Here is a 13301-nt window from a genome sequence, read left to right as displayed (position 1 = left end):
TAAGTGACATGACTGACCCTTCGCCCGCGAGCGCGACCGCAGCTCCCGGCAACGCCGACACCTGGGTCGTGATCCCCCTCTACAACGAGGCGACGGTGATCGGCGAGGTGATCCGAGGCCTCCGGCCCGACTTCGCCAACGTCGTCTGCATCGACGACGGGTCGAGCGACGGCTCCGGCCGGATCGCGTCCGAGGCGGGTGCGCGCCTCGTCACCCACCCCATCAACCTGGGGCAGGGCGCGGCGCTGCAGACCGGCTTCGAGTACGCGCTCGAGCGCGGTGCGAAGTACGTCGTCACCTTCGATGCGGACGGCCAGCACCGTGTCGCAGACGCGGTGGCGATGCTCGACCGTTCACGCGCCGAGGACCTCGCGATCGTGTTCGGATCCCGCTTCCTCGACGATCGCACGAAGCCCGGCCTCCTCAAGAAGATCGTGCTCAAGACCGCGGTCGCCGTCACCAACTGGACCACGCGCACGAAGCTCACCGACGCGCACAACGGTCTCCGCGTGATCCGGCAGGACGCGCTGAGCCGGATCCGCCTCCGCCAGGACCGCATGGCCCACGGCACCGAGATCGTCGTGCAGCTCGGCCGCACCGGCCTCCCCTACGCCGAGCAGCCCGTCGAGGTCATCTACAGCGAGTATTCCAAGGCCAAGGGGCAGTCGCTGCTCAACTCGGTCAACATCCTCATCGACCTCATCATCCGATAGGGGCGCGACATGTCCATCTTCCAGCTCCTCCTCATCCTCGGCGTGGTCCTCGTCGCGGCGCTCGCCGTGCGGTTCCTCCCCGGCGAGCGCTCGCTCGCACTCAAGCGCATCTTCGCGATCCTGTTCGTCATCGCGGCGGTGCTCGCGATCCTGTTCCCGAACGTGCTGACCGAGATCGCCCACCTCTTCGGCATCGGACGCGGCACCGACCTCCTGCTCTACGTCTTCATCATCGCCGTCATGGCCTTCGCCGTCGCGACGATCCGCGCGAAGGCCCGCAGTGACGCCCGGGTGACCCAGCTCGCCCGCGCCGTCGCACTCATGGACGCCCGCAGCCGCGAGCGGGCCGAGAGCGACGGCCGAAAGGGCGGCCTGGGCTCGTGAACGCCTGGCTGCCGCTGGTACCGCCGCTCCTCGTCGCGCTCGGGATCCTCGCGATCCTCGGTCTCCCGGCGGCGCTCGCGCTCCGCCTGCGCGGCTTCGCGATCGCCATCGTCGCGATCCCCGCCGGCTTCGCAGTACTCGCGCTCGCACCGTTCATCGCAGGCATCGCCCGCATCCGGTGGAGCATCATTCCGGCGTTCGCGCTGGCAGCGCTGCTCGCGCTCGTGCTGCTCGCGCTCCGAAAATGGCTCGGCGCACCGCGGCGCGAACACGGCTCCCGCACCGCTCGACCCCACCGGCTCTGGGTCCCGGTCGGAGCCGCCGCGATCGGCGGCGCCGCGATCGCCACGACGCTCGTCCTGAGCCTCAAGTCGGCAGATGCGATCTCGCAGACCTACGACGCGATCTTCCACCTCAACGCGGTGCGCCTCATCCTCGATACCGGGAACGCCTCACCGCTCGCGATGGACCTGTCGAGCCCCGGTCATCCGGCCTTCTATCCGACGCTCTGGCACGGCTACGTCGCCCTGATCGCTCAGCTCTCGGGCGCCTCGATCCCGCTGGCGACCAACGCCGCCCTGTTCACCGTCTGCGCCGTCGTCTGGCCGATCGGCGCCGTCGCGCTCGGCCGCGCCGTCGCGGGCCCGAACGTGCGGACCACGGTCGTCTCCGGCATCGTCGCTGCGGCGTTCCCCAGCTTCCCCCTCTCGCTGGCGGGGTTCGGCGTGCTCTACCCGAACCTCCTGTCGACGGCGCTCCTGCCGTTCGTTCTCGTCGCCGCGCTGCAATTGATGGATCTCGGCCCGGCCCGGCGCGCGGACCCGCTCGCACCGGGCACCCGCTGGCTCCTGCTGCTCGGCGCACTGGGAGCGGCGACCCTGGCGCACCCGAACGCAATCCATGTCCTGCTGCTCTGGCTCGCGGCGCCGTCCATCGCGGCTGCGATCCGCGCGATCCGCGGTGGACGCATCGCCGCCTCGAGCGGCTTGCTCCTCGAGCCGAAGATCGGGCGCGGGGCACGCACGGTCCTCGCCGTGGCGGGCCTCGCCCTCTTCGCAGCGGCCGTCGGGGGCGCTTGGTACGTCGGGCGCACCTCCGACCATCCCTGGGGCGGCTCCCACGAGACCCCGTTCGACGCAGTACTCGACGCAGTCGGCTCGACGCCGAGACTCGAGGGCCACAACTGGCCGGTGACCGTCCTGGTGCTCCTCGGAGCGCTGCTCATCGCGGCCCGCCGCGGACGGCGGTGGCTGCTCGGGGTCTCGTTCGTCCTCATCTCCTTCTACGTGATCGCCGACGGCTTCCCGCCTGCTGACTGGCGCACCTTCTTCCTCTCCCCCTGGTACAACGACCCGTGGCGGCTCGCCGCGCTCGTCCCGCTCGGCGCCATCCCGCTCGCAGTCGCGGGAGCCTCCACCGCCGCCGCCATCGCCGGCACCGCATTCCGCCGGGTGGCACGGATGTTCGGTGGATCCCGCGTCGCGCTGCACCGGACCCTCTGGGCACTGTTCGGCGCCGCCTTCCTGCTCGCGGCGACTCAGGGCGCGGGCGCTTTTGCGGGCGTGAACTACGTCAGCTCGAAATACGAATTCGACAGTGCGTCCCGGCTGCTCACCCCGGACGAGCGAGCGCTGCTCGAGCGTCTGCCCGAGCATGTCCCCGGCGACGCCGTCATCGCAGACAACCCTTGGAACGGCGGGGCGCTCGCCTACGCGCTCGCAGATCGCCGAGTGCTCGTGCCGCACACCGGCGGCAGCTACGACCCGCGCATCACCGAACTCACCGAGAGCCTCGACCGCGGCAGCGTCGAGGCCTGCCGGGCCGCGAATGACCTGCGGGTCGAGTTCGTGCTCGACTTCGGCAGGGAGTACGTGTTCCCCGGAACCAAGCGGGCCCTGCCCTACCTGGGCATCTCGGGGGTCGAGCGCAGCGACGTCCTCACCGAGGTCGATCGCCAGGGCGAAGCGGTCCTCTACAAGATCACCGGCTGCACAATCTGATTCCCTACACTGGGAACGCTCGGCTACCGAACCGTTGGGAGAAGACGTGACGATCAAGTACGGCCTGATCGGCCTCGGCATGATGGGGCGCCACCACGCCCGGGTGATTCGCGAGGTCGAGGGCATCGACCTCGTCGCCGTGGCTGACGCGATGGGCGATCCCCACGGCGTCGCCGGCGAGACGCCGATGTTCGATTCGGTGCAGGGACTCATCGACGCCGGAGTGGATGCGGTCGTCGTCGCCGTCCCCACCAAGTTCCACGAGGAGGTCGGTCTCGCACTGGCCGAGGCCGGCGTGCACGCGCTCATCGAGAAGCCCGTGGCGCACGAGCTCCCCGCTGCCGAGCGCCTCGTCTCCGCGTTCGAGGCCGCCGGAAAGGTCGCGGCCGTCGGCCACGTGGAGCGTTTCAACCCCGCCCTCATCAGCCTGCGCGAGCGCATCGCGAACGGCGACCTCGGCGAGGTCTACCAGATCCAGACCCGCCGTCAGGGTCCGTTCCCCGCGCGCATCGCCGACGTGGGCGTCGTGAAGGATCTCGGCAGCCACGACATCGACCTCACGGCCTGGCTCGCGCAGTCGCACTACGCGACCCTCGCCGCCCAGACGACGCACCGCTCCGGGCGCGAACACGAGGACATGGTCTCGATCACTGGCAAGCTCGCCAACGGGATCATGGTCAACCACATCGTCAACTGGCTGACCCCGTTCAAGGAACGCCTCACCCTCGTGACCGGCGAACGCGGCGCCTTCGTCGCCGACACGCTCACCGCCGACCTCACCTTCTTCGAGAACGGCACGCACGCCGGGTCGTGGGACGCCGTAGCGGCGTTCCGGGGGGTGAGCGAGGGCACCGTGACGCGGTTCGCCCTCGAAAAGCGCGAGCCCCTCCGCTCCGAGCACGAGGCGTTCCGCGATGCGATCCTCGGTGTCCGCTCCGACGCCGTCACCCTGCGCGAGGGCACCGAGACCCTGCGCGTCGCCGAGGCCGCGATCGAGTCCGCGAAGACCGGCGTCTCGCTGGACCTCACGGCGCGCGCATGAGCGACGCGATCAGCCCCGCCGCGTTCATCGGCGAGGGCGTCGAGATCGGCGAGGGCGTTTCGATCGGTCCCGGCGCGGTGATTCTCGGTCCCTGTGCGATCGAGGACGGCGCCTGGATCGGCGCCGGCGCGATGATCGGCGCACCGCCCGAGATGAGCAACCTGCCGCAGAACACCGCATGGACGGGCGACCTGCAGCACGCGGGCGTGCGCATCGGCGCCGGTGCGGTGATCCGCGAGGGCGCGGTGATCCACCAGGGCAGCTACCGCGAGACCACGGTCGGCGCGCGCAGCTGGGTGCTGAACCGTGCCTACCTCGCGCACGACGTGCTGCTCGGCGCCGATTCCACGGTGTCGGCCGGCGTGAGCATCGGCGGTCACTGCGCTATCGGCGACCGGGTCAACATCGGCATGAACGCCGTCGTGCACCAGCGCCGCATCATCGCGCACGGCGCGATGGTGGGCATGGGCACGCCCGTGACCCGCGACGTGCCGCCCTTCGCGAAGGTCTACGGCACACCTCCCCGTGTCGCCGGCATCAATGCCGTCGGCCTCGACCGGGCGGGGTACCCCGCTGCGGTCGCCGATGCCCTCCTCGCGGCCTACCGCGGCGGCGACCTGCTGGTCGACGGATGGGTCGCCCCCGAGCTCGAGCAGCTCTCGGAGATCGTCACCTGGTGGCGCTCCCACGGCGAACTCCGCCCTGCCTCCCTGGCCGATAGAATCTGACCGTGAGCGACACTTCGGTCCTGAGCGACCCGGACTATCGGGTCCCCGGCGCGAGTCGAGGCCTGTTCGACGTCTTCCGACATCGCTACCTCCTCTCCCTCCTGCTCAAGAAGGGCGTGGCGACGCGGTACCACGGTTCCGTGCTCGGCTGGGTCTGGTCCTACGTGCGACCCGGCGCTCAGTTCCTCATGTACTACCTCGTCATCGGGGTCATCATGCGGGCGAACCACAACATGGAGTTCTTCCCCGTGTACCTGTTCGCGGGCATCGTCGCGGTCAACCTGTTCAGCGAGACGCTGCGCAACACGACCAACGCAGTGGTCGACAACCGATCGCTCATCAAGAAGATCTACCTGCCGCGCGAACTCTTCCCCGTCGCAGCGACCGGTGTCGCGCTGATCCATTTCCTCCCGCAGGCAGCGCTGCTGTTCGTGGTCGCGCTCTTCTGCGGGTGGACCTTCGGCTGGCTGCAGATCCTCGCGTTCCTCGCCGGCATGGTCATCATCATGCTGTTCGCGCTGGGCCTCGGGCTGTTCTTCGGCGCGATCAACGTCTCGTACCGCGACGCGCGCAACTTCGTCGACCTGATCCTGATGTTCTCCACCTGGGCTTCGCCCGTGCTCTACGTCTGGAGCATGGTGCACGACAAGGCGCCCCTCTGGCTCTACAACATCTACATGTCGAACCCGATCACCGGAGCCGTCGAGCTGTTCCACGACGCCTTCTGGCTGCCGCTCGAGCCGAGTCAGGCGCGGCCCGACAACCTGCTCACCTTCGTCCTCATCGGCTTCGCGATCTCGCTCGCGACGCTCGTGATCGGCCAGCTCGTCTTCCGCAAACTGGAGGGGTCCTTTGCCCAGAACCTCTGAGGTCGACCCGCGTCCCGCGATCGTGCTGAACGATGTGCGCAAGACCTTCAAGATCAAGCACACGCACTCCTTCAAAGAGACGTTCATCGCGTCGCTGCGCCGCAAGCCGCTGTCGAGCGATTTCAATGCCCTCGACGGCATCTCCATCTCGGTGCCCGAGGGGCAGTCGGTCGCGCTGCTCGGCCGCAACGGCTCGGGCAAGTCGACCACGCTCAAGCTGCTGTCGGGCGTGATGTCGCCCGACCAGGGCTGGGTGCGCACCCGTGGCCGCATCGCCGGCCTGCTGGAGGTCGGTGCGGGGTTCCATCCCGACCTCACCGGCCGCGAGAACGTCTATTTGAACGCGGCGATCCTCGGCATGTCAAAGGAGGAGACCGACGATCGCTTCGATTCGATCCTCGCGTTCTCCGAAATCGGCGACTTCATCGACACCGAGGTGAAGCATTACTCCTCGGGCATGTATTCGCGCCTCGGCTTCTCGGTCGCGATCCACACCGAACTCGACGTGCTGCTCGTCGACGAGATCCTCTCGGTCGGCGACGCCCAGTTCCGGCAGAAGTGCACGACGCGCATGCTCGAGCTGCAGGACCAGGGCAAGACGATGTTCGTGGTCAGCCACAACGCGAGCCAGGTGCAGCAGCTCTGCGAGCGCGGCATCGTGCTCGAGAAGGGGCGAATGATCTTCGACGGGCCCATCGACGAGGCCGTCGAGTTCGTGAAGCCCCGCCGCGATGAGGACGAGAACCACTATCCGATCGTCGACGGGATCTACGAGCTCTACCGCAAGGACCCGGGGCGGTGGGGCCGCCCGCTCGGCCCGCAGCTCGAGATCTCCGAGAACGGCGGAGGGTTCGTGCAGGAGTTCGACAAGGGCATGATCACCTCCTCGACCGCGCTCGCCTCGCGGCTCGGCGCCGAGAACGCCACCGTCGGGCTCGGCAAGGGTGTCTTCCTCGCGGCGTACCGCAAGGCCGGCGGGCCACAGGGACCGTGGGGCTTCATGGTCGGGGCGCCGCGCGGCATCCTCGAGAACTACGAGCTGCGCACCATGGAATTCCAGAACGGCACAGCCGGCTTCGCCATCGAAGGCGGCATGCGCTTCGACGCGAACTGAGCGTTGCGGGTTCTTGGGTGCTGGGACCTGAGACCCGACTCATTTGTAGTTTCCTGAAAGAGTTCTTAGAATATTCTGAATGAGCAGAACGGTTTCTCAGGACTCGCAACGCGTCCAGCTTGCATCGCCACTGGTCTCCGTGATCATTCCGGTGTTCAACGCTAAGCCGTTCCTGCAGCGCTGTCTCGACTCGGTCTTCGCGCAGACGCACAGAAACCTCGAAGTCATCGCTGTCAACGACGGATCTCACGATGGCAGCCAACGGGTCCTCGAACGAAATGCAGCCGCCGACCCGCGGCTCCGCATCATCGACCAGGAGAACCAGGGACAAGGTATCGCGCGCAACCGCGCGCTCGAGGACGCCCGAGGGGATTTCATCCTGTTCCTCGACGCTGACGATTTCCTTGAACCGCTCACCCTCGAACTCACGGTCGCTCGGGCGAAGGCCGACGACTCGGATTTCGTGCACTTCGATTGGAAACTCGCAAGCGCACTGCGGCACCGTTCGAAGGCGTTCAACTATTTCAATGTCCGGAACATCTGGCGACGACGCACACTCGAAGGTCCGGAATGCGACGAGCTCATGGACACCGTCAGTTTCTTCTCGGTCACGAGCTTGTATCGGAAGTCATTCCTCGATCATCACGGTCTCAGGTTCGGCGAGGGGTACATCTACGAAGACAATCCCTTCTACGTTCTCGCTGCGAATCGCGCGACCAGAGTGTCCCTGATTCATTCACCGCTGTATGTGATCCAACCAAATCAAGCTTCAACGACGCAAATGCTCCGGCAGACGGACAGGCACGCCATCGGTCATATCCGCGCCATTCGTGAGACACTCCCGAAGCTCCAGAACCGCTCTGCTCACACCCTCACCTACTTCGCGAAGTACCACCTGCAGAAGTTCATGGAATACTCTGCGTCCCGTGTCCCACCGCAGCACCGAGCCCAGTACTCCCACGACTTCGTCGAAGCATTCTCCGCTTTCCCGATCGAGCTCGCCGCCGATGTGCCGGTGAACCACTATCTGCGCACCTTCGTGCGCCACGGGGTATTCACCAAGCATCGGCATCGCCTATTCCACAGCGTCATCACGCTGCGGAACCGGACCGCACCGAAAGTCAAGCGGCGACTCAACGACCTCAAGAAACGCCGGAACCTTCGCCTCCAGCAGCGCGAAGCGCGGGCACGACGGAAAGCTCTGGCTCTCGTCTCTTCGGCAGTCGAGCAGGCAGACATGAAACTCGAAGGCGCGTTTCTCTTCTACGGTTTCGACCACCGCTATGCAGGTAACTCTCGCGCACTCTTCGAAATCCTGGAGAACGACTCCCGCTTCGCGGCGCATCCGCGTCTGTTCATCACCGAGGACGAACGGGTCAACCCCGCGCAGCGGATCGATCCCACCGATCACGCGCTGGTGCGCAAGGCCTTGGCGAAGGCGTCGATCGTATTCCTTGAATCATGGGTTCCTCCGAAGTTGCCAAAGCACCCCGATTCCATCTGGATCCAGCTCTGGCACGGCACTCCCTTCAAACGTGTACTGTTCGACAGCCACGAGTCCCGCATCATCTCTGCGCGCGCCGAGCACAAGGTAGTGAAGCACCGGGACATCCAGAAGTGGGACTATCTTCTGGCCGACAGTGACGCAGCACGAGAGAAGTTCAGCTCCGCGTTCCTCTTCCCCGCTTCCCGGATCCTGCAGACTGGGTATCCTCGGGTGCGCTTCCTCCTCGATCACCGAGACGACGAGGCACTCAAGCAGTCGATCCGGTCGACGATTCAGGTTCCGGACGGTAAACAAGTCGTGCTCTACGCGCCGACCTGGCGAGATCACAACTACGGTCTCCCCACGGAAGAGCAGGACCACAGCTACGAGCTCGCTCCTTCGGCCCTCGCCGATGTCCTCGGCGAAGACTACTTCGTGATCAGTCACGGCCACGATTATCTGGGCGGCGGCGGCCACTCGGCCCATGAGCGCTGTATCGACGCGAGCAGCTTCGACATCCAAGACCTTCTCCTCATTTCAGACGCGGTCGTGTCCGATTACTCTTCCGTCGTCTTCGATTGCTTCGCCTCGGGCATCCCAGTAGCGCTCTACTGCGCCGACCCGGAGCAATTCGAAGCGGAACGCGGCCTCTACCCCGATATGTGGCGGGACTTCGCGCCGCTGGTCACGGAAACCGCGGAAGGTGCCGCGGACCTGATCCGCCACCAGCCCACCGTGCTTCAGGATCAGGCGTTCCTCGATCGATACGCCTACAAGCCGCAAATCGATCTTCTGGACTTCCTCGACGAACTCGACCTCTACCGGCTGAATCGGAACTGGTGATCGCACCGATCGAATAGTGTCGTGCTCATGTCCTCGTCCAGTGCTCAGCGCATCCGAAGCCTCGATGGCCTTCGCGGGGTCGCCGCTCTTGTCGTCCTCCTCGGGCACATCGCGGTCATGGTGCCAACGCTTTCGCTGGCGTACGATTTCGCGGAGATGCCGAGTTTCGGCTCTCCCGCCTGGTGGGTGGCACTGACTCCGCTCCACATCCTGTGGGCCGGTCCGGAAGCCGTGCAGCTGTTCTTCGTCCTGAGCGGAATCGTGCTCACGCTCTCAGCCCGCCGAGCAGACTTCGACTGGTTCGCCTACTATCCCCGAAGAATCGTCCGGCTGTATGTTCCGGTATGCGCTGCGGTTCTCCTCGCGGCAGCATCGATGCTGCTCATTCCTCGTTCAGCCACCGGACAGAGTTCCACATGGCTCTCCCGCCGCGCCGCGGAGTACAGTCCGGGTTCCCTCCGCACAGACCTCTCGCTCCTCTGGGGTGATACGGACTTTGCGCTGAGCCCGCTCTGGTCACTGCGCTGGGAGGTCTGGTTCTCGCTCGCGCTCCCAATCTTCGGAGCATGGGCGTTCCTGCTGATTCGATGGTGGCCGGCAAAACTTGCACTCGTCGCGGCCACCCTCGCGGTCGGAATTGCTACCGGATGGCCAGAGCTGCTCTACCTCCCGGTTTTCGCAGTCGGTTCGCTCGTCGCCGTCCATTGGGGCAGCCTGCAGCGTCTCACTGAACGAGCACTGCGGCGACCATACGCTGGCTTCCTGTTCCTCGGCGCGACAGTCATTCTCCTGACCGCTCGCTGGTGGCCGATTCCGCTCGGACTTCCGTGGAGGGCATCCAAGTGGCTGTCCCTCGCGGTCCTGCTCGGAGCCGTGTGCGCCGTCCTGCTCGCAGCGCACTGGGACCGTGCCAACCGAGTGCTGACCTCGGCTCCGCTGCAGTGGCTCGGGCGTGTCTCTTTCAGCCTCTATCTGGTTCATGAGACGGCGATCCTGACCGTTCGTCATGCGTGGCCCGATGCCTCCATGATCACTGTCGCGCTCATTGCGATTCCTGCGGCATTGGCAACTTCCTGGGTGTTCTTCCTCATCGTCGAACGACCATCGATGAGGCTGGCCCGGAAAGTCGGACGCTCCGCTCGCGAAACTCTCTCCGTGGAACAGCCGCAAGAGGCTCGCCCCGCCTGATGCCACCCAGCCGCTCCAAGCCGCTGTTACCCGATCCTGCAGCGCCCAAGGCGAACTTCAGGCCTGTTCCACCGTTCTGGACTGTTGTTCCGCGACCCGGCGCAACCGCCCCGATGCCAGCGTCGTCGCACCGATCGTGATCATCGCACCGAGCAGGATCGCCGCCCCTTCGCCCGAGGCGAGGATCCCGAGCGTCTCGCCCATCGAGACCGCGGCGATCGGAACACCGAGCTGCGCGGCCGTCACGATGGCCGCGGGCCACGGCTGCCGCAGCAGCACCGGGATGCAGTGGACGAGGAGCGCGCCGAGGCCGAGCACGACTCCGAGGAGGATCGCCTGCGGGTGCGTCACGAGGTGGCGCAGGTCGATGGATGCGCCCAGCCAGACGAAGAAGATCGGGGCGAACAGCCCCTCCGTGATCGCGAACAGCTGCTTGCCGAGCCGCTCCGGCTCGCCCGCGGCCGCGAGCGCGATGCCGCACGCGAATCCCGCGAGCATGACCGAGACGTGCAGCGCGGTCGCGACGGCGGCGACCGCGAACACGACCACCAGCCAGAAGCGCAGCTCGATCGCGAGCGAGTGCTCCCGGGATACCGCGCGGATCCGCGCCTCGAATCCACGGGTGACGAGCAGGCGCGCGATCCAGGCGGCGACCAGCGCGGCGGCGATGACCACGAGCGCGCCGAGCCCGGCGCCGAGCGCGTTCGTCGGTTCGATGGCGAGGGGCAGCAGCACGATGCAGACGGCATCGGCGACGGCGAGCTGGGGCAGCAACTGCTCGAGCACCGGCGCGTCGGTGCGCACCCCGGCAAGGGCGGGGAGCACCAGGCTCGCCGACGAAGAGGCGAGCAGCACCGCGTACAACCACCCGTGATCGGTGCCGAACAGCTGCGCGATCCCGAATCCCAGCGGCACCGAGGCCGCCCCCACGACCGCTGCCCGTAGCAGGCCGCTGCGCATGCCGCTGCGCAGTGCCGGATCCCGGACCGGCACGTGGGAGCCGGCGACGACCATCACCAGGGCGAAGCCGATCTGGCCGAGGAACGCGAACGTCGGCTCGGTGGGGTCCGCGATGCGGAATCCGCTCTGCCCGAGGATCAGGCCGACGGCGAGCTCGCCGATGACCACGGGCAGGCGCAGCCGGTCGGGCAGCGCGAGTAGCGGCCCGAGCAGCGCGACCGCGCAGATGAGGGCCAACAGTGCGAATCCCATGTCGACCTCCTCGCTCTGAGCCGACAGTACCGCGAGCCGCCGCGGTCGGCTACCGGGCGCGATCCCCGGGGAGACCACCGCCGACGAAGCGGCGGAACAGCACCTTCTTCACGCTCGCGGGCAGCAGGCGGTACGCGCCCTTCACGACGACGTTGCGCAGATACTGGCCGCGCGAGACGAATCCCATGCGCAGCATCGCCCGCTGCAACCGTGCCTCCGTCCTCGCCTCCGTCCAGCCGCCGCGGCGCTGGAACGAGCCGGCTCCGACGCGGTACTTGAGCAGGGGCTCGGCGAGGTTCTCGACCTTCGCGCCGGAGGCGATGAGCCGGATGCCCAGCCAGTAGTCCTCCATCTTGCCGAAGGGCTCGTACCCGCCGATCTTCGCGATGGCGTCCGCCCGGTACATCATCGTCGGGTGGTTGAAGGGGTTGTGCGTGCGCGCGTGCTCGCGGATCCGCTCCGGCCCCGTCGGCGGGACGCGGAGCGCGCCGGTGAGCTCGGGATCGCGTTCGAACTCGACCATGCCCGCGCCCACCAGGTCGTACCCCTGCTCGATGAGCGCCCACTGCTTCGCGAAACGCTCGGGCACCGAGACGTCGTCGGCGTCCATGCGCGCGATCACCGGATGCGTCGCCCGCGCCAGGCCGGCGTTCAGCGCCTCGGTGAGGCCCCGGTTCTGCTCGAGAGGCACCACCGAGACCGGGATCGGGCTCTCGCGCTCGATCCGGGCGATCTCCTGCGCGAGCGCATCGGGCACGGGGCCGTCCTGCACCAGCACGGCCTCGGCCGGGCGCAGCGTCTGATCGTCGACGCTGCTCTCGAAGGCGAGACGCAGGAACTCGGGATCGTCGCCGGCGTAGACGGGCAGCAGCAGCGAGAAGTCGGCCTGGGTCATGCTTCTACTGTAGGGCGGGGTGATGGTGCCTCGCTGGCGTTGCGCGGTGGTGGGGGTCCGGTCGGTGGTGGCTCCATCGACTTCGGAGATTCGCAGGATTTCGGACCCATTTCAAGGGAATGCTCCGAATCCCTGAGGGTCTCCGAACGCACGAGACGGGCGTCCGCGCTCGGTTCGGCGCTCACACCAGGCTTCGGCGCGTGAATGCAGACGACTCCGTCTGCAGGCACCGGAATAGAGGAGCCTTCGCGGACCACCCGCGCAACACTCGGGCATGGACATCACCGCTTTCATCTCCCACCGCAGCGGCCGCATTCTCCGCGTCGCGCCGGGCTGGGTAGCGGCACCGGACGCCGACCCTGCGCTCGCCGCAGCGGCGCGCGGCGGGGTAGCGCTCAGCTGCCTCACCCAGGCCGGACGGATCGGTCTCTGGATCCCGAGAGCACCGGCGACTCATCGAGCTCGGTGCGCTCGAACGGCTCCCGCTCGCCGGGCGGGCACGAACGCTGCTCTCACGATGCACTCCGTTCGCCGACTCCGGGCTCGAGACCATCGTGCGTGACCGCTTCAGATGGCTTCGCATCCAAATCCTCGAGCAAGTGCACGTGCTCGGTCATCGGGTCGACCTCCTCTTCGGCGAACGGCTCGTGGTCCAGATCGACGGGCGCACCCACCAGGGTGCGCAACGCAGACTGGACAACGGGCACGACGCCGCGCTCCGAAGGCACGGGTACGAGGTGATCCGGGTCAGCTACGAACAGGTGATGTTCCGGTGGGCGGAGGTTCATGAAGCGATCATCGGTGCCATCGCCCGGGCTTGCACCTTG

The 13301-nt window shown here is 67.0% G+C and carries 11 protein-coding genes and 1 pseudogene; 10 read left to right on the top strand and 2 right to left on the bottom strand.

The window, feature by feature from the left end:
* The first annotated feature begins 8 nt into the window (after window positions 1-8).
* From BMH31_RS09665 to BMH31_RS09625, 9 genes are all read left to right on the top strand, one after another.
* Window positions 9-713 (top strand): glycosyltransferase family 2 protein, encoded by a 705-nt coding sequence (locus BMH31_RS09665; RefSeq protein ID WP_099722783.1) that lies wholly within the window; start codon window positions 9-11, stop codon window positions 711-713.
* Between the two features lie 9 nt (window positions 714-722).
* Complete coding sequence (locus tag BMH31_RS09660) at window positions 723-1097, top strand: DUF2304 domain-containing protein (RefSeq protein WP_099722782.1); 375 nt, start codon at window positions 723-725, stop codon at window positions 1095-1097.
* Entirely contained in the window at window positions 1094-3097 is a 2004-nt protein-coding gene (locus tag BMH31_RS09655) for a DUF6541 family protein (protein ID WP_099722781.1), read from the top strand. Before BMH31_RS09660 ends, BMH31_RS09655 begins: the two co-directional genes overlap by 4 nt.
* Window positions 3098-3143: 46 nt before the next feature.
* Window positions 3144-4139 (top strand): Gfo/Idh/MocA family oxidoreductase, encoded by a 996-nt coding sequence (locus tag BMH31_RS09650; RefSeq protein WP_099722780.1) that lies wholly within the window; start codon window positions 3144-3146, stop codon window positions 4137-4139.
* Complete coding sequence (locus tag BMH31_RS09645) at window positions 4136-4867, top strand: DapH/DapD/GlmU-related protein (RefSeq protein WP_099722779.1); 732 nt, start codon at window positions 4136-4138, stop codon at window positions 4865-4867. The genes BMH31_RS09650 and BMH31_RS09645 overlap by 4 nt, the downstream gene beginning before the upstream one ends.
* Before the next feature lie 2 nt (window positions 4868-4869).
* Window positions 4870-5736 (top strand): ABC transporter permease, encoded by an 867-nt coding sequence (locus BMH31_RS09640; protein ID WP_099722778.1) that lies wholly within the window; start codon window positions 4870-4872, stop codon window positions 5734-5736.
* Window positions 5720-6850, top strand: a complete 1131-nt coding sequence (locus BMH31_RS15840; RefSeq protein ID WP_099722777.1) for an ABC transporter ATP-binding protein — start codon at window positions 5720-5722, stop codon at window positions 6848-6850. Before BMH31_RS09640 ends, BMH31_RS15840 begins: the two co-directional genes overlap by 17 nt.
* Before the next feature lie 79 nt (window positions 6851-6929).
* Entirely contained in the window at window positions 6930-9179 is a 2250-nt protein-coding gene (locus BMH31_RS09630) for a CDP-glycerol glycerophosphotransferase family protein (protein ID WP_099722776.1), read from the top strand.
* 27 nt (window positions 9180-9206) lie between these two features.
* Window positions 9207-10367 (top strand): acyltransferase, encoded by a 1161-nt coding sequence (locus tag BMH31_RS09625; RefSeq protein WP_143469839.1) that lies wholly within the window; start codon window positions 9207-9209, stop codon window positions 10365-10367.
* A 57-nt stretch (window positions 10368-10424) separates the two neighbouring features.
* Here the strand turns inward: BMH31_RS09625 and BMH31_RS09620 are convergent, their stop codons facing one another.
* Both BMH31_RS09620 and BMH31_RS09615 read right to left on the bottom strand, forming a co-directional pair.
* On the bottom strand, window positions 10425-11579 hold the full coding sequence (locus BMH31_RS09620) for a cation:proton antiporter (RefSeq protein WP_099722774.1): 1155 nt from the start codon (window positions 11577-11579) through the stop codon (window positions 10425-10427).
* A 49-nt stretch (window positions 11580-11628) separates the two neighbouring features.
* Window positions 11629-12474: a glycosyltransferase gene (locus BMH31_RS09615; RefSeq protein WP_099722773.1), complete on the bottom strand. Its 846-nt coding sequence runs from the start codon at window positions 12472-12474 to the stop codon at window positions 11629-11631.
* A gap of 554 nt (window positions 12475-13028) precedes the next feature.
* Here BMH31_RS09615 and BMH31_RS15730 point away from each other — a divergent pair.
* A pseudogene (locus BMH31_RS15730) lies at window positions 13029-13220 on the top strand (DUF559 domain-containing protein); the annotation flags it as partial.
* Window positions 13221-13301: the final 81 nt, after the last annotated feature.

Source organism: Leucobacter sp. OLIS6, assembly GCF_002752355.1.
GTDB lineage: Bacteria > Actinomycetota > Actinomycetes > Actinomycetales > Microbacteriaceae > Leucobacter.
This window is presented reverse-complemented; position numbering and strand designations above follow the sequence as displayed.